At 63.0% G+C, this 17,482-nt stretch carries 19 protein-coding genes; 5 read left to right on the top strand and 14 right to left on the bottom strand.

All coding sequences use genetic code 11. From position 1 onward, the window contains the following. Positions 1-6: 6 nt before the first annotated feature. From NKI97_RS15850 to NKI97_RS15800, 11 genes are all read right to left on the bottom strand, one after another. Entirely contained in the window at positions 7-1,260 is a 1,254-nt protein-coding gene (locus NKI97_RS15850; RefSeq protein WP_352835212.1) for a sarcosine oxidase subunit beta family protein, read from the bottom strand. 36 nt (positions 1,261-1,296) lie between these two features. Continuing rightward, positions 1,297-2,604, bottom strand: coding sequence for a type III glutamate--ammonia ligase (gene glnT / locus NKI97_RS15845; protein ID WP_352453796.1), 1,308 nt, complete (start codon positions 2,602-2,604; stop codon positions 1,297-1,299). Positions 2,605-2,637: 33 nt separating this feature from the next. After that, on the bottom strand, positions 2,638-3,966 hold the full coding sequence (locus tag NKI97_RS15840; RefSeq protein ID WP_023673984.1) for an FMN-binding glutamate synthase family protein: 1,329 nt from the start codon (positions 3,964-3,966) through the stop codon (positions 2,638-2,640). A 6-nt stretch (positions 3,967-3,972) separates the two neighbouring features. Then, entirely contained in the window at positions 3,973-4,635 is a 663-nt protein-coding gene (locus NKI97_RS15835) for a GltB/FmdC/FwdC-like GXGXG domain-containing protein (RefSeq protein ID WP_245274607.1), read from the bottom strand. A 94-nt stretch (positions 4,636-4,729) separates the two neighbouring features. Beyond that, positions 4,730-5,623 carry a class II glutamine amidotransferase gene (locus tag NKI97_RS15830; RefSeq protein WP_352746170.1) on the bottom strand — a complete coding sequence of 298 codons (894 nt, stop codon included), beginning with the start codon at positions 5,621-5,623 and terminating at the stop codon, positions 4,730-4,732. An 84-nt stretch (positions 5,624-5,707) separates the two neighbouring features. Beyond that, positions 5,708-6,040 carry a hypothetical protein gene (locus tag NKI97_RS15825; protein ID WP_352542207.1) on the bottom strand — a complete coding sequence of 111 codons (333 nt, stop codon included), beginning with the start codon at positions 6,038-6,040 and terminating at the stop codon, positions 5,708-5,710. Further along, complete coding sequence (locus tag NKI97_RS15820) at positions 6,037-6,717, bottom strand: hypothetical protein (protein ID WP_352746175.1); 681 nt, start codon at positions 6,715-6,717, stop codon at positions 6,037-6,039. Before NKI97_RS15820 ends, NKI97_RS15825 begins: the two co-directional genes overlap by 4 nt. Before the next feature lie 46 nt (positions 6,718-6,763). Continuing rightward, complete coding sequence (locus NKI97_RS15815) at positions 6,764-8,164, bottom strand: APC family permease (protein WP_352612301.1); 1,401 nt, start codon at positions 8,162-8,164, stop codon at positions 6,764-6,766. A 15-nt stretch (positions 8,165-8,179) separates the two neighbouring features. Further along, a complete protein-coding gene (locus tag NKI97_RS15810) occupies positions 8,180-8,341 on the bottom strand; it encodes a hypothetical protein (protein ID WP_023673991.1) in 162 nt (53 codons plus the stop codon). 15 nt (positions 8,342-8,356) lie between these two features. Beyond that, positions 8,357-8,734, bottom strand: coding sequence for a hypothetical protein (locus NKI97_RS15805; RefSeq protein WP_352835209.1), 378 nt, complete (start codon positions 8,732-8,734; stop codon positions 8,357-8,359). A gap of 11 nt (positions 8,735-8,745) precedes the next feature. Next, the gene (locus tag NKI97_RS15800; RefSeq protein ID WP_352835206.1) at positions 8,746-9,033 is read right to left on the bottom strand and encodes a hypothetical protein; all 288 of its coding nucleotides are present in this window, start codon (positions 9,031-9,033) and stop codon (positions 8,746-8,748) included. Positions 9,034-9,320: 287 nt separating this feature from the next. Here NKI97_RS15800 and NKI97_RS15795 point away from each other — a divergent pair, with 287 nt between their 5' ends. The 4 genes from NKI97_RS15795 to NKI97_RS15780 are packed head-to-tail and all read left to right on the top strand — an operon-like array spanning position 9,321 to position 13,077. Continuing rightward, positions 9,321-10,454 (top strand): aminomethyl transferase family protein, encoded by a 1,134-nt coding sequence (locus NKI97_RS15795; protein WP_352835203.1) that lies wholly within the window; start codon positions 9,321-9,323, stop codon positions 10,452-10,454. Between the two features lie 14 nt (positions 10,455-10,468). Continuing rightward, positions 10,469-11,065 carry a dimethylamine monooxygenase subunit DmmA family protein gene (locus NKI97_RS15790; RefSeq protein ID WP_352835200.1) on the top strand — a complete coding sequence of 199 codons (597 nt, stop codon included), beginning with the start codon at positions 10,469-10,471 and terminating at the stop codon, positions 11,063-11,065. Beyond that, a complete protein-coding gene (locus NKI97_RS15785) occupies positions 11,062-12,027 on the top strand; it encodes a PDR/VanB family oxidoreductase (protein WP_352835197.1) in 966 nt (321 codons plus the stop codon). The genes NKI97_RS15790 and NKI97_RS15785 overlap by 4 nt, the downstream gene beginning before the upstream one ends. A gap of 9 nt (positions 12,028-12,036) precedes the next feature. Further along, positions 12,037-13,077, top strand: a complete 1,041-nt coding sequence (locus NKI97_RS15780) for a heme-dependent oxidative N-demethylase family protein (RefSeq protein ID WP_352835195.1) — start codon at positions 12,037-12,039, stop codon at positions 13,075-13,077. Between the two features lie 136 nt (positions 13,078-13,213). Here the strand turns inward: NKI97_RS15780 and NKI97_RS15775 are convergent, their stop codons facing one another. Both NKI97_RS15775 and NKI97_RS15770 read right to left on the bottom strand, forming a co-directional pair. Continuing rightward, a complete protein-coding gene (locus NKI97_RS15775) occupies positions 13,214-13,585 on the bottom strand; it encodes an endonuclease domain-containing protein (protein ID WP_352746190.1) in 372 nt (123 codons plus the stop codon). Between the two features lie 149 nt (positions 13,586-13,734). Continuing rightward, entirely contained in the window at positions 13,735-14,454 is a 720-nt protein-coding gene (locus NKI97_RS15770; RefSeq protein ID WP_352452528.1) for a helix-turn-helix domain-containing protein, read from the bottom strand. Positions 14,455-14,713: 259 nt separating this feature from the next. Between NKI97_RS15770 and NKI97_RS15765 the strand changes: the two genes are divergently transcribed. Then, positions 14,714-16,072, top strand: coding sequence for a trimethylamine monooxygenase (locus NKI97_RS15765; RefSeq protein ID WP_352835192.1), 1,359 nt, complete (start codon positions 14,714-14,716; stop codon positions 16,070-16,072). A 26-nt stretch (positions 16,073-16,098) separates the two neighbouring features. On the opposite strand, the gene NKI97_RS15760 is transcribed toward NKI97_RS15765, so the two are convergent. Beyond that, positions 16,099-17,436 carry an aminotransferase-like domain-containing protein gene (locus NKI97_RS15760; RefSeq protein WP_352835190.1) on the bottom strand — a complete coding sequence of 446 codons (1,338 nt, stop codon included), beginning with the start codon at positions 17,434-17,436 and terminating at the stop codon, positions 16,099-16,101. Positions 17,437-17,482: the final 46 nt, after the last annotated feature.

Here is a 17,482-nt window from a genome sequence, read left to right as displayed (position 1 = left end):
CAGCCTTCAATGCAGGTTCGGTTGGGCGCCTTGGCCCTTTTCGTCGATCATCGCACCTCGCCGGAAGCGGTCGAGACGAAAGCGGATAGCCTCCATGTGCGGCTCGTCGCGCGCCAGCAGATGGGCAAAGACCAGGCCGGAGCCGGGCGTCGCCTTGAAGCCGCCATAGCACCAGCCGGCGTTGAGATAGAGCCCGTCGACCGGTGTTTTGTCGATGATCGGCGAGCCGTCCATCGACATGTCCATGATGCCGCCCCACTGACGCAGCAGCCGTATCCGGCCGATCATCGGCATCAGCGCCATTCCGCCCTCGCAGACGTCTTCCATGACAGGCAGATTGCCGCGCTGGGCGTAGGAATTGTAGCCGTCTATGTCGCCGCCGAAGACCAGGCCGCCCTTGTCGGACTGACTGACGTAGAAATGCCCGGCGCCGAACGTCATGACATTGGGGATCAGCGGCTTGATCGCCTCGGAGACGAAGGCCTGCAGCACATGGCTTTCGATCGGCAGCCGCATGCCGGCCATCGCCGCGACGCGCGACGAGGAGCCGGCGACGGCCATGCCGACCTTGGCCGCGCCGATCCTGCCGCGGCTCGTCTCGACGCCGGTCACCTTGCCGCTGCCATCGCGGACAAAGCCGGTCACTTCGCAATTCTGGATGATGTCGACGCCGAGCGCGCTCGCCGCATGCGCGTAGCCCCAGACCACGGCATCGTGTCGTGCCGTGCCGCCGCGTCGCTGCAAGAGGCCGCCCTGCACCGGGAAACGTGCGTTGTCGAAGTTCAGGAACGGCATCATCTTCCTGACCGCCGCCAGATCGAGCAGTTCGGCATTGATGCCGTTGATGCGCATGGTGTTGCCGCGCCGCGCATAGGCGTCGCGCTGCGCGTCGGAATGGTAGAGGTTGATGACACCGCGCTGGCTGACCATGGTGTTGTAGTTGAGGTCCTGCTCCATCCGCTCCCACAGCTTCATCGACAGCTCGTAGAAGCCGGTATTGCCGGGCAGCCCGTAATTGGAGCGGATGATGGTGGTGTTGCGGCCGGCATTGCCGGAGCCGATCCAGCCCTTTTCCAGCACCGCGACATTCCTGATGCCGTATTCGCTGGCGAGGAACCATGCCGTCGCCAGGCCATGGCCGCCGCCGCCGATGATCACCACGTCGTAGTGGCTCTTCGGGCTGGCGTCGCGCCAGGTGCGCTGCCAGTTCTTGTGGCCGGAAAATGCCGCCCGGGCGAGGGAGAAGATCGAGTATTTCATGAACCTGTTTCGCGCCGGGCGTGCAACAATTCCGGATCAGATGTCGAGCGTGTGGTCGCGCTCCCACTGGGTGAAGTGGGAAGCATAGGAATTCCATTCCTGCTGCTTGAGCTTTAGATAGGCCGACGAGAATTCCTCACCCAGCGCCGTCTTGAGCGATTTGTCATTGTCGAATTCGCGCAATGCGTCGAGCAGGTTGAGCGGCAGCTTCGGCGCCCCTTCGACCGTATGGCCGAACTGGTACATGTCGATGTCGTAGCGCCGGCCGGGATCGGCCTTCGAGCGGACGCCGTCGAGCCCGGCGGCGATGATCACCGCCTGCAGCAGATACGGGTTTGCCGCGCCGTCGGGCAGGCGCAGCTCGAAGCGGCCGGGGCCGGGCACGCGCACCATGTGGGTGCGGTTGTTGCCGGTCCAGGTCACCGTGTTCGGCGCCCAGGTGGCGCCGGAGATGGTGCGCGGTGCGTTGATGCGCTTGTAGGAATTGACCGTCGGGTTGGTGATGGCGGCAAGCGCGGACGCATGTTTCATGATGCCGCCGAGGAAATTCCTGCCCTTGGCCGACAGGCCGAGCTCCATCGCATTATCGGCAAAGACATTGGTCTTGCCGTCTTTGTCCCACACCGAGATGTGCGCATGGCAGCCATTGCCGGTCAGGCCCTGGAAGGGTTTAGGCATGAAGGTTGCGCGCAGGCCGTGCTTTTCGGCGACCGATTTCACCATGAATTTGAAGAAGGAATGCTTGTCGGCGGTCGCCAGCGCATCGTCGAAGGCCCAGTTCATCTCGAACTGGCCGTTGGCGTCCTCGTGGTCGTTCTGGTAGGCGCCCCAGCCGAGCGCCAGCATGTGGTCGCAGATCTCGGCGATCACATCGTAGCGGCGCATCACCGCCTGCTGGTCGTAGCAGGGCTTCGACGCCGTGTCATATTCGTCGGAAATCGTCTTGCCATCCGGCGAGATCAGGAAGAATTCGGCCTCAACGCCGGTCTTGATGTGCATGCCGTCGCCAGCGGCCTCCGCGATCAACCGCTTCAGCGTGTTGCGCGGCGCCTGCTCGACCGATTTGTCGTCCATGATGCAGTTGGCGGCGACCCAGGCGACTTCCGGCTTCCAAGGCAACTGAATCACCGAGGCCGGATCCGGCACCGCCAGCATGTCGGGATGCGCCGGCGTCAGGTCGAGCCAGGTGGCAAAGCCGGCAAAGCCGGCACCGTCCCGCTGCATGTCGGCGATCGCCTGCGCCGGCACCAGCTTGGCGCGTTGCCCACCGAACAGGTCGGTGTAGGATATCATGAAATATTTGACGCCCTTTTCCTTGGCGAAGGCGGCGAGATCGTTCCCCATTATAGTTCCTCGCTTACTGGCATTTGGTTTGTTTTAGAAGCCGTTCTTGCCCGGTATCCAGTTGGTGCCGGCCAGCGGCACGCCGGCCATGGCGGCGGCTTCGATCGTCAAGGCCACAAGATCCTCGGGCTCGAGATTGTGCAGGCTGTTCTTGCCGCAGGCGCGGGCGATTGTCTGCGCCTCAAGTGTCATCACCTTAAGATAATTCGCCAGCCGTCGGCCGGCCGCAATCGGATCGACCCGTTTCATTAGCTCGGGATCCTGCGTGGTGATGCCGGCCGGGTCGCGACCCTCATGCCAGTCGTCATAGGCGCCGGCGGTGGTGCCGAGTTCGTTGTATTCCGCCTCCCAGCGCGGGTCGTTGTCGCCGAGCGCGACAAGCGCTGCCGTGCCGATCGACACCGCATCGACGCCGAGCGCCAGCGCCTTGGCGACGTCGGCGCCGTTGCGTATGCCGCCGGAGACGATCAGCTGCACCTTGCGATGCATGCCGAGATCCTGCAGCGCCTGCACCGCCGGCCTGATGCAGGCAAGCGTCGGCTGGCCGACATTTTCAATGAACACTTCCTGGGTCGCCGCCGTGCCGCCCTGCATGCCGTCGACGACGACGACATCGGCGCCCGATTTCACCGCAAGCGCGGTGTCGTAATACGGCCGCGCGCCGCCGACCTTGACGTAGATCGGCTTTTCCCAATCGGTGATTTCGCGCAATTCGAGGATCTTGATCTCGAGGTCGTCCGGCCCGGTCCAGTCGGGGTGGCGCGAGGCCGAGCGCTGGTCGATGCCTTTCGGCAGCGTGCGCATTTCGGCGACGCGGTCGGAGATCTTTTGGCCGAGCAGCATGCCGCCGCCGCCTGGCTTGGCGCCCTGGCCGACTACAACCTCGATCGCGTCGGCACGGCGCAGGTCGCGCGGGTTCATGCCGTAGCGTGACGGCAGATACTGGTAGACCAGCGTCTTCGAATGGCCGCGCTCTTCCTCGGTCATGCCGCCGTCGCCGGTGGTCGTCGAGGTGCCCGACAGCGTCGCGCCGCGGCCAAGCGCTTCCTTTGCCGGGCCGGACAGCGAGCCGAAGCTCATGCCGGCAATAGTGATCGGGATTTTCAGTTCGATCGGTTTTTTCGCATAGCGCGAGCCGAGCACGACGCTGGTGTCGCAGCGCTCGCGATAGCCTTCGAGCGGGTAGCGCGAGATCGAGGCACCGAGGAACAGAAGGTCGTCGAAATGCGGCAGCTTGCGCTTGGCGCCGGCGCCGCGGATGTCATAGATGCCGGTCGCCGCGGCGCGGCGGATCTCGGAAAGCGTGTAGTCGTCGAAGGTCGCGGATTTGCGCGGCGTCGTCGGCGGGTTGCGATAGGTCATTGAGCCTCAATACGCGTCGGCGTTGTCGATATTGAAATTGTAGAGGGTACGAGCCGAGCCATAACGCTTGAACTCCGCCGCCTTGACGCCGGTCACACCGGCGCGGTCGAGCAAGCCTTGCAGCAATTCGAGATGCTCGGGCCGCATCTCCTTGGCGATGCAGTCGGCGCCGAGGCTTTCGACCTTGCCGCGCACGAAAAGCCGCGCCTCGTAAATGGAATCGCCGAGCGCATCGCCGGCGTCGCCCAGCACCACGAGGTTGCCGGACTGCGCCATGAAGGCCGACATGTGGCCGATATTGCCATGGACGACGATGTCGATGCCTTTCATCGAGATACCGCAGCGCGACGACGCATTGCCTTCGATGACGAGCAACCCGCCCCGGCCGGTGGCGCCGGCATACTGGCTGGCATCGCCTTTGACGACGATCTGGCCGGACATCATGTTTTCGCCGACGCCGGGCCCGGCCGAGCCATGCACGGTGATGGTGCCGCCGTCGTTCATGCCGCCGCAATAATAGCCGACGCTGCCGCGCACATCGATGGCGACCGGCTGGTCGACGCCGACGGCGACCGAATGGCTGCCTCGCGGGTGGAGCACCTCCCAGGCGGTCTCGTTCGAACCGGGCGCCAGATCGTGCAGCGCCTGGTTGAGCTCGCGCAGCGACATTTCGGCCAGGTCGAAGACCCGTGACGCATGGCCCGGCTCGCGCGCGGCCTTGGAGAGGTTGCCCGTATTGAAGGCATTGCTTGCCGGCATTGGTTCAATGCTCCCAGAAATAGACGGTTGCGGGCTCGGGTTCCCAGACCTTCGCATTGTCTATGCCGGGCAGTTTGGTGAGCGCACGATATTCCGAGCCGAAGGCGACATACTGGTCGGTTTCGGCCATTACGGCGGGCTTGCAGGCGATCGGATCGCGCACTACGCCGAAGCCGTTCTTGGTGCCGACCACGAAGGTGAAAAAGCCGTCGAGATCGCTCAGCGTGCCTTCCAGCGCCTCGCCGAGATTCTTGCCATGCGCCATCTGCGAGGAGAGATAGGCGGCAGCGACCTCGGTGTCGTTCTCGGTCTCGAATGTCATGCCTTCGCGGATCAGCTCGCGGCGGACATTGTTGTGGTTGGACAGCGAGCCATTGTGCACCAGGCACTGGTCGGCGCCGGTCGAGAACGGATGCGCGCCCATCGTCGTCACCGCCGATTCGGTCGCCATGCGGGTATGGCCGATGCCGTGGGTGCCGGTCATCTCGCGGACGCCGAAACGGTCGACGACCGCTTCGGGCAAGCCGACTTCCTTGTAGATTTCGACGACGTCGCCGGCGCCCATGATGCGGATGTCGGGGCGCAGCGTCTGGATCGCCTCGCGCGCTTCGTCGATCTTGGCAGGCATCGTCCGGACCACGGCATGCGTCGACTTCGCAGCAATGCTCACCGACGCGCCGATTGCCTTGGCGAGTTCGGCGTCGAGGCCGCGGAAATCGCGCTCCGGCTTGGCCGACTGGATGGTGATCTTGGCTTCATTGGAGGACGCGCCATAGATGGCGATGCCGGCGCTGTCGGGACCGCGATCGCTGAGCGAGATCAGCATCTCCGACAGCATCGCGCCAAGCTGGGGCTCGAGCGACTTGTCCTTCAAAAACAGTCCGACGATTCCGCACATGTCAGCCTCCGCGAGTTTGTTCCCTCCGAGATGTATCGAATGAGTCCCGGGAATTCAATTGGTATGAAAAAAATTTTCCTGTCGTTATATATCGGCTGAGGCGCCGCCGGCCGCACTATCGCTGCGCTGGCCGCCATTGTGAACCCATTTGGCATAGCGGATGCGGGCGATCTTGTAGGCATCCAGGATCGACAGGGCATAGATCAGGAAGCCGCCGGCATGGCGTCCGACGAAGCTGGCGTCGGGCGGCGCGATCTTGGCGGTGACCCAGGCAAGGATCACCATGAAGAACAGGAATTGCAGGCCGCGCACCGGCACGCCGAGCACGACATGCCCGCTTGCCGGCAAGACGATCGCAGCGCCCAGAACCAGATAGGGGCTCGGTGGTGCGGGGGAGGTGGTGATCTGGCTGGTCATGCCGCTTGCCGTTCGCTTTGATTGATGGCGTCGCGCAGCGCCGAAGCCGACGACAGCAGCCTCTCGATCAGCACCGGATCGAGCCTGACCGCGCCGAATTCGGCTTGCCGGAATACGCCGTAGCGCGCCCGCTCGGCCTCGGCCAGCAGCCAGACGATGCGCACGCCGTTCGGCGTGATCAGCAATTCCTTGGCACGCTCCTCGGCAAATACATCGAGGTGATCGACGATGATGGCTTCGGGGAAGCGCACGCCCTTGCGGTCGCTCCGCAGCACCGCCTCGGCCGGAAACCCCGCCGCCTTCGGCAGCGGATGGACGAGATGATCGAAATTGGAAAAAGTCGTCGGCGATCCCGGCCGCATCATCATATCGAAAGTGCCTGGTATCGCGACCTTTTCGGTGATCGAAACGCTCAGCCAGCGCGCCGGCAGCTTCCTGATCGCCAGCGTGTCGACGATGGTCCGCACCTGCACCCGCCGGCCGTTCCACGAGCCGGCGAAGGTAACGACGCCGGCAGTGCCGTCCGAGACGTTGGCCGCGTCGGGGATGACGGCGCGGACGCCGGCTTCGTCGGCGGCAAGCCCGGTCGAAGCCTTGGCGCGGCTGGCCCGCGCAAGCCAGGCTACGTGGAGGACGAGAGCCAGGGCAACCGCCCCGGCGAGCAATGCTGAGATCACCTAACGCACCTCGTCACACAAATGCCCGCCCAGACCGGGCGCGCCGTCAGTAGCCCTGCGGCTTCGGCCACGGCATGGTGAACTGGGCGCCACGGCGCACGAATTTGTAGCGGTAGAAGTGGAACCACAGCGAGATCAGGAAGTAGAAGGCGACCATGGCGATCAGCTGCGAGCCGAAGCCGAGGAAGATCGCAAAGAAGGTGACCACGCAAAGGCAGAACAAGACGATAGCCGGCAGCGGATGGAACGGATGGGTGTAGCCGCGGCGGATCGAGCCGAGCGGCCACTTTTTCCTGAACATGATGATGTTGATGCTCATGAAAGTGTATTGCAGCACGCCCGACAGGATCGAGAAGGTGATCGCCTGGTTGAGGTCGGCGATGAAGGCGAAGGCAAGCGCGATCGGCAGCAGAAACAGGATCGAGCGATAGGGCGTGCGGTATTTTGGATGCACCGCCGAGAACCAGGTCGGCAGATAGCGGTCGCGGCCGAGCGAAAACCAGGCGCGCGCGGCGTCGTTGATGCAGCCATTGGCGGAGGCGAGCGCGGCAAGCAGCGTCGCGATGAACAACAGGTTTTCCAGCAGCGCACTGCCGGTCAGTTTGCCCGCGTCCCACAGCGGATAATAGGTGATGCCGAGATATTCCCAGGGCATCATCGAGGCGCAGACATACCAGGTCATGGCGGCGGCGATCAGAAGCGTGATCATGCCGGCCATCGTGCCGTAGGGCAGCGAGCGCGCCGGCGAGCGCACTTCCTCGGCGGCCTGCGTGGTGCCCTCGATGCCGAGATAATACCAGATGCCGAACTGGAAGGCGGCGATGACGCCGATCCAGCCGTAGGGCAGGGCGTTGCCCGGGGTCACCAACTCGTTGAGCTTGAGCACGGCGCCTTGCGTCCACGGGCTGACCGAGAAGAACAGGATGACGATCGAGACATAGGCGATGGCGGTGATGACGAAGTTGACGTTGAGCGTCATCAGCACGCCGCGATAGTTCAGCCATGCCAGTACGACGATTGTCGCGGCGATGAAGGAATTGTGGGTGAGGCCCTCGACGCCGGCCTTGGCGACGATGGTGTCGCCGAGCAGGATCGCGTCCGACACTTCGAGCATGGTGTAGGCAAAGACCAGGAACAGCGCGACGTTGAAGGCCATCAGCGGCCCGACGATGTGCTTGGCCTGCGCATATTGGCCGCCGGCGGCGGCAACCGTCGAGGTAACTTCGGAATCGATCATCGCGACCGAGGTGTAGAGCAGCCCGACGATCCAGCAGACGATCAGCGCCGCCAGCGCGCCGCCCTTGTCCGCCGCGAAATTCCAGCCGGTGAATTCGCCGACCAGAACGATGCCGACGCCGAGCGCCCAGACATGGGCGGGGCCGAGCACCCTGAGCAGTGAAACCCTGTCGCCTTGCACTTGCACCGCTGGTTCAGCCGTGATCGTCATCGTTCAATCCCCCACTCAGATCCGGTGTTTTTCGGACACGGCTTCAAGTTCGCCTTCCCTGGACGAGGTCAGCATCTCTTCGGAATAGGTCGTGTCGATCTTGAACCAGTCGTAGAGCATCCACAGCGCGAGCACGATCGAGATGCCCCAGCATGCGTAAGAGAGTGCCACCCACATGACGATGCTTCCTATCTATTTGTCGCCGAACTTTTCGTCGATGACGTCGCGGTATTCGCGGTCCGATGCGCGGAACAGAAAGATGAAATAGCCGATCAGCACTGCCGCCATGATGATCAGCGTCGGCCAGTCGATGATGTAGTGGAACCGGTTCTGGATGATGTCGTGCGCGGTTTCCGGCGTGTAGCCGAGCTTTTCCCAGATCGAGGCCATGGTCGGGTTTTGGCCGAGCGCTTCCCACGTCTTGGCGTCGAGCGCGTCGATGGATTTTGCCGCCCCTGCCAGCCCTAGTTTCAGCGGCAGCCACAGCGCGACGAAAATCGCGACCACGACGACGGCGATATCGAAAACCTGTCCGGTCTTGCTCTGCTCGGGCGGTGTATAGCGGGCCATGCGTCTCCCCCTCAGGACTTGCGGTTGCGGTAGGCGTCGGCGTTCTTGATGTCGAGGCCGTAGATGAAGTCCTTGTCTTCCTTGTAGTGGTTGACCATCGCCAGGATCGCGGCCGTGTTGAAGATCAGCACGGCGGCGGCGGCGACCGCGACGACGAGCTTGATGCCGGCGTCGGGGACGTATGGCCACGTCATGAACAGGACAAAGAGGATCGTCGCCCACAGGCAGACGATCAGGAGCATGGATCCACGCACGTCGGAACGGTACAGCGCTTCCACGCGCCGTTGCAGGTCGGACATCGGCTTTCCCCTTTTTCAACGCCGGTCCGGATTGGCCGGTCATTGCCCTCTTTCAAGAGAGTGAAATTTTTTTCATAAAATCCGGCCGAATTCTGGAATTGTCAAGACGATTTTACGCGACGTTAACCGTTTGTTGGGGCTCGCCGGATTTGCCTGACAATGAAATTGTTTGCTTACGGGTATTGCAGGCTCCCGGCGTTTGCGATCAATATTCAAGGCAACGCTCCCGCCTGTGTGCAGGGAGCAGGGGAAAGCAAAAAAGTTTCTTTCGAACGGAGGACCAGCGGATGACGGCATCCTGGAGATTTTCGACGCTTGCGGACCGCCATCGCGCGCTCGGCTCGAAGCTCGAGGACTGGAGCGGCATGGGCACCGCCTGGACCTACGACAAGGACGCCGACGAAGAGTATATCGCCATCCGCACCAAGGCCGGCCTGATGGACGTGTCCGGCTTGAAGAAGGTCCACATCACCGGGCCGCACGCCTCGCACCTGATCGATCTGGCGACGACGCGCGACGTCGAAAAGATCTATCCCGGCAAGTCGGCCTATGCCTGCATGCTCAACGAGGCCGGCAAGTTCACCGACGACTGCATCCTCTACCGCACAGGCCCGAATTCCTGGATGGTCGTGCATGGCTCGGGCACCGGCCATGAAGAGCTGCAGCGCGCTTCGGTCGGTCGCGACGTGTCGCTGCGCTTCGACGACAATCTGCACGACCTTTCGCTGCAGGGGCCGCTAGCCGTGGATTATCTGGCAAAGCATGTGCCCGGCATTCGCGACCTCAACTATTTCCATCACATGCAGACGCAGTTGTTCGGCTTCCCGGTGATGATCTCGCGCACCGGCTACACCGGCGAGCGCGGCTACGAGATCTTCTGCCGTGGCCAGGACGCCGGAACGATCTGGGACAAGATCCTCGACGAAGGCAAGAGCGCCGGCATCATCCCGTGCCGCTTCACCACGCTCGACATGCTGCGCGTCGAGAGCTACCTGCTGTTTTACCCCTACGACAATTCGCAGAAATACCCGTTCGAGAACGAAGGCCCCGGCGACACGCTGTGGGAGCTTGGTCTCGACTTCACCGTCAGCCCCGGCAAGACGGGCTTTCGCGGCGCCGAGGAGCATTATCGCCTCAAGGGCAAGGAGCGCTTCAAGATCTTCGGCGTGCTGCTCGAAGGCAGAGAGCCGGCCGACGAGGGCGCACCGGTCTATCGCGACGGCAAAAAGGTCGGCGTGGTGACCTGCGCCATGTATTCGCCGCTGGTCAAAAAATCGATGGGCATCGCCCGGCTCGACGTCGACTGCGCGGTGCAGGGCACCAGGCTCGAGATCCGCAACAAGAGCGGCGCCATCAGCGCAACCGCCGAGCCGCTTCCTTTCGATGATCCGAAGAAGACCAAGCGCACGGCGAAAGGCTGAGGCATACTGCGGGTATGGCAGCGAAAAGCATCATCAGTCGCCCGGTCTATGGGACCCTGTCTCCGCAGCCCGGCAAGCATCATCTTTTCATAGCGGATGCAGAGGGAGCGCTGGCGATTGCCGATCTGGCCGCTAAGGCACCGGCGGATTTCTTCGGTGGCGCCCACATCATCTTCATTCCCGGCCGCGATGGTAAATATGCCGATGCGCTCGAAGCCCTGAAGCCGGCACAGTTCTACCTCGGCCATTCCTTTGCCAGCGCCCTGCCGCGGCTGAAGCAGACGCTGGCCAACGCCCATATGGGCCTCAGGCTCTACCTTGCCGGCACCGAGGGGCTGATCGGCCAGGCCATGCAGGCGGCGCTCGAAGCCGGCATCGACCACACCTCGATCCAGACCGAGCATCGCGGCTCGCTGGCGCGCCGCATGCAATGCGTCCACTGCAAGGGCATCACCGAGAACGTGACGACGCAGCCGGCAGCCTGTTCGCATTGCGGCCTCTTGCTTCTGGTGCGCGACCACTATTCGCGGCGCCTCGCCGCCTTCCAGGGCGTCTGCATCAACGCCGAGGACCGCAGCGAAATTCCTCCGATCGAGGAGGTCTTTCGATGAGCACCGGCACCACCAAGCTCGATGTCGTCGTCAGTGATGTCGTCCCGGTCAACGAGCTGGTGACGCGCTTTCATTTCCGCAGGCGCGACGGCGAGCTTTTGCCGACCTTTTCCGGCGGCGCCCATGTCGTCGTCGAGATGCGCGATGGCGAACGCACCAGGCTCAATCCCTATTCGCTGATGGGCTCGCCGCTCGACACCCGCGAATACACCATCTCGGTGCGCCGCGACGACGCCGGCCGCGGCGGCTCGCTGTTCATGCACAGGCAGGTCAGGCCGGGCACGGAGATGGTGGTGAGCTACCCCGTCAACCTGTTCTCGCTCGATCTGCGCGCCAGGAAGCATCTGATGCTGGCCGGCGGCATCGGCATCACGCCGTTCATGGCGCAGACCGCGCAACTGGCGGCGGAAGGCGGCAATTTCGAATTGCATTACACCTGCCGCACCGCCTCGCTAGGCACCTATGCCGACCTGCTCAGGGAGCGCTACGACCGCCGGGTCAGGCTCTATCACGACGACCGCGACGAGCGCGTCGATCTCGACCGGCTGCTGTCGTCGCAGCCGCTTGGCACGCATCTCTATGTCTGCGGCCCGTCGGGCATGATTGGCTGGGTGCGCGAGCGTGCCGCCGCCCTCGGCTGGCCTCCGGAGACCGTGCATTTCGAGCATTTCGCGGCGCCGCAGCCCGGCGCCCCCTTCGACGTGACGCTGGCGCTCAGCGGCAAGACCATCCGTGTCGACGAGCAGCAGAGCCTGCTCGAGGCGATCGAGGCGGCCGGCGTCGATCCGCCCTATCTCTGCCGCGGCGGCGTCTGCGGCCAGTGCGAGACCAACGTCATTTCGCATGACGGCAAATTCATCCACAACGACCACTGGCTGAGCGAGGAAGACCACCGTTCGGGCTGCAAGATCATGCCCTGCGTCTCGCGCTTCGAGGGCAGGTCGCTGGTGCTGGAAAGATAGGAGGCGAGCTTGGGCATCACCTTTCGCAAGGAAACGTTCCGCGACGACTTCACGTTCAGGAACAGCCCCGAGCAAATCAGGCGGTTCCCGTTCCCGTTCCATGAAGACAGCTACATGTATGCCGTCAACATCGAGCCGCATGTCGTCGGGCCGAAGGGCAGCGTGCCGGAGAATTTGATCGACGTCGACGAGCACTATGTCGCCGAGATGCAGGACCGCGCTTTGGTGCTGGCCGAAGATCCGCTGCGCTGCCAGTCGCTGCCGCACATGACGCTGGCCGGCTGGGATCTGCTCGAGCTTTTGATGGAGCAGCAGGCTTCAGGCTATCCCGAGCATTTCACGCTGATCCGCAACAGTGACCGCTGGCGCTGGATCAACCGGCCGCTCGGCATCGACGACAGCTTCACCTTCGGCGACGTCTCGACGCTGCCCTATGGGCCGATGGAGTATATCACCCGCCAGAGCCAGGGCGATTTCTGCATCCTCGATCAGCGCGACGGCAATCTGTGGATGGATGCCGGCATGGTCACCACCCAGGCCGACTGGTCGCTCGATTTCGACATCGGCATGAACTTCTTCGAATGGCACGCGCCGGTGCCGCTGGCGCATGAGAAGGGCATATTCGTCCGGGCGCTAAAATTCCTCACCAACATCCAGCAGGGCAAGCCGGCACGCCGGCTGAACTGGACGATGACAATCAATCCGCGCCTCGACACCAGCCCGGAAAACTACCACAAATGGGGTCCGGACCGCGCCACGGTGACGCCGGAAAACGTCGGCGACAAGGTTCATCTGCGCGTCGAGCTGCAGAGCTTCTGGCGGCTGCCGCGCTCGAATTCGATCGTCTTCCCGATCCGCTGCTACCTGATCAAGATGGACGAGCTGGTGACGCAGCCGAAATGGGCACGGCGCCTGCACCGCGTCATCCGCGACCTTCCCGACGAACTCGCCAACTACAAAGGCCTGACGCGCTATCGCGCGACATTGGTCGAGTGGCTGTCGAAACTGGATGACGGCAGTGCGACGTCGCCGGGGTTCGGGCCGGATTGAGGTTCTGTTTGCGAGGTTCGCGCTGCCCGTCAAGCTGCCAATCTCCCCCCAAGAGGGGGAGATGCCCGGCAGGGCAGAGGGGGGCGCCGTAGAGCGCCGGCCTTGCCGTTATGTCAGCCCATCCCTTCGGCGAAGATCACGGTGCGCCAGCCTGACCAGCCACAATCACGATATGCTGACAGACATTGTTGATATCGCGGATAACGTCATCATTCCAGAAGCGAAGGCTGGTCCAGCCCAGCGCTTCGAGCTTTGCGGTTCTTGCAGCATCCAATTCCGACGCTTCGGCCTGGGCATGCTGGGAACCATCAAGTTCGACGATCAGCTTTTTGTCCGGGCATGCAAAATCGACGATATAGCCGGCGATAGGCATCTGGCGTCGAAACCCCAGTCCCATCAGCCTGTGCGCCCTGATCTCGTTCCAGAGCTTCAGTTCGGCATCGGTCATCACCTTGCGCATCCTGCGCGCATTGCGGCGATTGTTGGCGGGTACTGGATTATGCGTCATCGCGGTTCGCCCCCCTCTGTCCTGCCGGACATCTCCCCCTCAAGGGGGGAGATTGGATTTACTTCGGCTTTCGCCAATCGCCAACGCTGCAAGAGAGGCGTCGTCGGCGAAGCTGTCGATCTCCCCCACGAAAGGGGGAGATCGAGCTCTCACCCCGCGCTCTGCGGGTAGCATATGATCGACAGATAGCGCATCGGCAGAACGCTCAGCACTTCCGGTCCGTGCGGCGCATCGGCGTCGAAGAACAGGCTGTCGCCGGGCTTCATCGGGTAGAGATTGCTGCCGTGCCGGTAAACCACTTCGCCTTCGAGCATGTAGAGGAATTCCATGCCTTCGTGCTGGAAGGTCGGAAACACGTCGGAATCCTCGGTCAGCGTGATTAGATAGGGTTCGACGACGACGCCGCTGGTGTTGGAGCCGATATGGCCGAGCAGATTGTACTGGTGGCCGGCGCGCGTGCCGCGGCGCTCGACGTCGAGGCCTTCGCCGGCCTTGACGAAGACGGCGCTGCGCTCTTCCTCGAAGCGGCGGAAGAAGGCGGTGACGGGAACGCCGAGCGCCCGTGACAGCGCCTGCAACGTGGTCAGCGACGGCGAGGTGATGCCGTTCTCGATCTTCGACAGCATGCCAAGCGAAATGTCGGTGGCGGCAGCCAGATCGGCGACGGTAATGCCGAGCTTCTTGCGGAAGGCCCGCACCTCGCGGCCGATGGCGACCTCCAGGACCTTTTCGCGGGTGTCGCGAATGGCGTGCGGGTTCTGGGTGAGCGGCGCGCGTATCTTGCGCGGATCGATTGCAGCGACCGACGGCTTGGCTTTGGCGGCGACGACGGCCGCAGCGGGCTTTAGACTGGATGCTTTTTTCGCCATGTTGCCACCCCGGACCTTGCCGATTCATTTCACTCACGGTGAACATATTCGGTGCCGATACAGAAGCGCAACTGCCACGGCAAGCCACCCGTGTCGAATTGCGCAATGTCCGGATTTCGCCCGAGCTACTGCCTCGCTTGGAAATCCAGCTGGGCGAAACGCGGTTTCGCGACAAGCGCTGTTGACAGCATCGAAGGGGCAATTACTGTCCTGTCAGTGAAATTTGTTTCGTTAGGGAAATGAGATCGGGAGGCCCGCAATGAAAGATCGTGTTGCCGTCATCGGAGCCGGGCCGTCCGGCATGGCCCAGCTCAGGGCCTTCAAGTCGGCCGCCGACAAGGGCGCCGATATTCCCGAGATCGTCTGCTTCGAAAAGCAGTCCGACTGGGGCGGCCTGTGGAACTACACCTGGCGCACCGGCCTCGACGAGCACGGCGATCCGGTGCACGGCTCGATGTACCGCTATCTCTGGTCGAACGGGCCGAAGGAATGCCTCGAATTCGCCGACTACACCTTCGAGGAGCATTTCGGCCGGCCGATCGGCTCCTATCCGCCGCGCGCCGTGCTGTGGGACTACATCAAGGGCCGCGTCGAAAAATCCGGCGTGCGCCAATGGGTGCGCTTCAACAGCCCGGTGCGCATGGTGACCTTTTCTGAAACAACAAATAAATTCACCGTCACGGCGCATGACCGCACCAACGACGTCACCTATTCGGAAGAGTTCGACAATGTCGTCGTCGCTTCGGGGCATTTCTCCGTGCCCAACGTTCCCTATTTCGAGGGCTTCTCGACCTTCAACGGCCGAATCCTGCACAGCCACGATTTCCGCGACGCCATGGAATTCAAGGGCAAGGACATATTGATCATCGGCCGCTCCTATTCAGCCGAGGACATCGGCTCGCAATGCTACAAATACGGCGCCAGATCGATCACCTCCAGCTACCGCTCGAAGCCGATGGGCTTCAAATGGCCGGAGAACTGGAAGGAAGTGCCGCTTCTGCAGAAGGTCGTCGGCAAGACGGCGCATTTCAAGGACGGCAGCACCAAAGACGTCGACGCCATCATCCTGTGCACCGGCTACCTCCATTCCTTCCCGTTCCTCACCGAGGATTTGAAGCTGAAGACCGCCAACCGTATGTGGCCGGACGGGCTCTACGAGGGCGTCGTCTGGGAGAAAAACCCGAAGCTGTCCTATATCGGCATGCAGGACCAGTTCTACACCTTCAACATGTTCGACGCGCAGGCCTGGTTCGCCCGCGACGTCATCATGGGCCGCATCAAGCTGCCCTCGGCCGAAGCGATGGCCGAGCACGGCCGGAAATGGCGGGCACGCGAGGAAACGCTTGAAGACGCCGAGCAGATGATCTGGTTCCAGGGCGACTACACCAGGGAGCTGATGGAGCAGACCGACTATCCCGGCTTCGATGTCGAGGCTGTCAATCAGACCTTCATGGAGTGGGAGCACCACAAGGCGCAAGACATTATGGGCTTCCGCGACCACGCCTACCGCTCGCTGATGACCGGCACGATGGCGCCGCTGCACCATACGCCGTGGCTGCAGGCGATGGACGATTCGATGGAGAGCTATCTCGAGGTGAAGGGCGTCGCGGCGGAGTAGGCAGTCCGAACGACGATTGCCTTGCCTCAGACAACTTCCCGCGCCGGGTCGGCTGCCAGCGCCAGGGAATTTGCGACGTGCTCGAGGTGCTCCTCGTCCAGAATGCTGGTCGCGACGCGGACAGCGTTCGTTTTTCCGGTCGAAAACTTCGCCCCGGCATGGACCGCGATGCCGTGGGCGGCCAGCGTGACCATCGCGTAAGGTTCCGAAGCAACCGGAATGAGGACGCTGAGACCGTGTCCGGCGTCGATATCGACATTGCGTTTGGCCAGTTCGCCGGCGAGCCGTTCGCGACGGCCGCGGTATGCCTCCTTCGCCTGCTCCACCAGGGCGGCCGTGGCCGGGTCTTGCAGCAGCCAGGCGGTGGCTGCCTGCAGGATGCGGCTGGTCCATCCCGAGCTGAAGCTGCGGTAGGACTGGATCTGCTCGACGATCGTCGCCGATCCGGACAGCACGGCGAGCCGCAGATCCGGGCCGTGGGTCTTGGAATAGGACAGGATATGGACGACGCGATCGGGAAAACGCCGGCCAAGCGAAATGCGCGGCGCCGAGGCAATATCGCCGACGCCGTCATCTTCGACAATCAGCACGTCGGTGCCGGCGAGCAGGTCGCCGATGACTTCCAGCCGCGCCGACGACATGCAGGCGCCGGTAACCGAATGGACGCGCGGCTGGAACAGGAACGCGACGGGCCGCTGCCGCAGAGCGTTGGCAAGTGCATCCGGCAAGGGACCGTAGCTGTCGCAGTCTACCGGGATGATCGGCACATCGAGATCCTCGAGGATGTCGAGCAGGCGAAGCGCCGTCGGGTTCTCGATGGCCACCGGCGCTCCCGGCGGGACCAGCGCATGCAGCAAGGTGTAGATGGCGTTGTAACCGCCATTGGTGGCCAGGAACGCGCCGGGATCGTACGGCCATGACGGGCGCACTGCCGCCTCCAGCTCGGGCAGGATGCGCACCCGCTCGTAGCTGTTGAGCTTTTCGGCGCGCGCACCATGCGCCAGCGCGATGTCGAGCGGCGGCAAGAGCCTCACATCGGGCTCCGCGATCGCCAGGTTCAGAACATCCTGTCCGTAATTGCCACCGCTCATGTGGCGCTCGGGCCGGGCGGCAAAGCGGTTGCCCATGATCCAGGTGCCGTTGCGTCCGCGGCCGCCGATGATCTTGTAGCGCCGCAACTCGCTCCACGCCTGCGAGACCGTCGCCGGGCTGACGCCAAGCACATAGGCCAGATCGCGCACCGGCGGAAGCTTTGCGCCGACAGGCAGTGCGCCGCTTCTGATCAGCGCACTGGTCTCGCGCGCGATGCCGCGCATCGTGCGGTCGCCAAGGCGATCAGCGAACCATCCTGCATCGAAATCCATCGGCACCCGCGACCATTAAAGCTAATGTTCAATAACATAATAACAT

Origin of the sequence: Mesorhizobium sp. M0296 (genome assembly GCF_040321675.1) — a bacterium.
GTDB lineage: Bacteria > Pseudomonadota > Alphaproteobacteria > Rhizobiales > Rhizobiaceae > Mesorhizobium.
This window is presented reverse-complemented; position numbering and strand designations above follow the sequence as displayed.

What these genes read in the sequence shown, in the direction of transcription:
- NKI97_RS15830 (WP_352746170.1), bottom strand. Translation starts at nt 5,623, where the DNA reads ATGTGCGGAATCGTCGGACTGTTTTTGAAGGACAAGTCGCTCGAGCCC.
- NKI97_RS15840 (WP_023673984.1), bottom strand. Translation starts at nt 3,966, where the DNA reads ATGACCTATCGCAACCCGCCGACGACGCCGCGCAAATCCGCGACCTTC.
- NKI97_RS15775 (WP_352746190.1), bottom strand. Translation starts at nt 13,585, where the DNA reads ATGACGCATAATCCAGTACCCGCCAACAATCGCCGCAATGCGCGCAGG.
- NKI97_RS15800 (WP_352835206.1), bottom strand. Translation starts at nt 9,033, where the DNA reads ATGTCCGACCTGCAACGGCGCGTGGAAGCGCTGTACCGTTCCGACGTG.
- glnT (WP_352453796.1), bottom strand. Translation starts at nt 2,604, where the DNA reads ATGGGGAACGATCTCGCCGCCTTCGCCAAGGAAAAGGGCGTCAAATAT.
- NKI97_RS15835 (WP_245274607.1), bottom strand. Translation starts at nt 4,635, where the DNA reads ATGTCGCTGCGCGAGCTCAACCAGGCGCTGCACGATCTGGCGCCCGGT.
- NKI97_RS15770 (WP_352452528.1), bottom strand. Translation starts at nt 14,454, where the DNA reads ATGGCGAAAAAAGCATCCAGTCTAAAGCCCGCTGCGGCCGTCGTCGCC.
- NKI97_RS15795 (WP_352835203.1), top strand. Translation starts at nt 9,321, where the DNA reads ATGACGGCATCCTGGAGATTTTCGACGCTTGCGGACCGCCATCGCGCG.
- NKI97_RS15815 (WP_352612301.1), bottom strand. Translation starts at nt 8,164, where the DNA reads ATGACGATCACGGCTGAACCAGCGGTGCAAGTGCAAGGCGACAGGGTT.
- NKI97_RS15790 (WP_352835200.1), top strand. Translation starts at nt 10,469, where the DNA reads ATGGCAGCGAAAAGCATCATCAGTCGCCCGGTCTATGGGACCCTGTCT.
- NKI97_RS15760 (WP_352835190.1), bottom strand. Translation starts at nt 17,436, where the DNA reads ATGGATTTCGATGCAGGATGGTTCGCTGATCGCCTTGGCGACCGCACG.
- NKI97_RS15765 (WP_352835192.1), top strand. Translation starts at nt 14,714, where the DNA reads ATGAAAGATCGTGTTGCCGTCATCGGAGCCGGGCCGTCCGGCATGGCC.
- NKI97_RS15785 (WP_352835197.1), top strand. Translation starts at nt 11,062, where the DNA reads ATGAGCACCGGCACCACCAAGCTCGATGTCGTCGTCAGTGATGTCGTC.
- NKI97_RS15805 (WP_352835209.1), bottom strand. Translation starts at nt 8,734, where the DNA reads ATGGCCCGCTATACACCGCCCGAGCAGAGCAAGACCGGACAGGTTTTC.
- NKI97_RS15810 (WP_023673991.1), bottom strand. Translation starts at nt 8,341, where the DNA reads ATGTGGGTGGCACTCTCTTACGCATGCTGGGGCATCTCGATCGTGCTC.
- NKI97_RS15825 (WP_352542207.1), bottom strand. Translation starts at nt 6,040, where the DNA reads ATGACCAGCCAGATCACCACCTCCCCCGCACCACCGAGCCCCTATCTG.
- NKI97_RS15850 (WP_352835212.1), bottom strand. Translation starts at nt 1,260, where the DNA reads ATGAAATACTCGATCTTCTCCCTCGCCCGGGCGGCATTTTCCGGCCAC.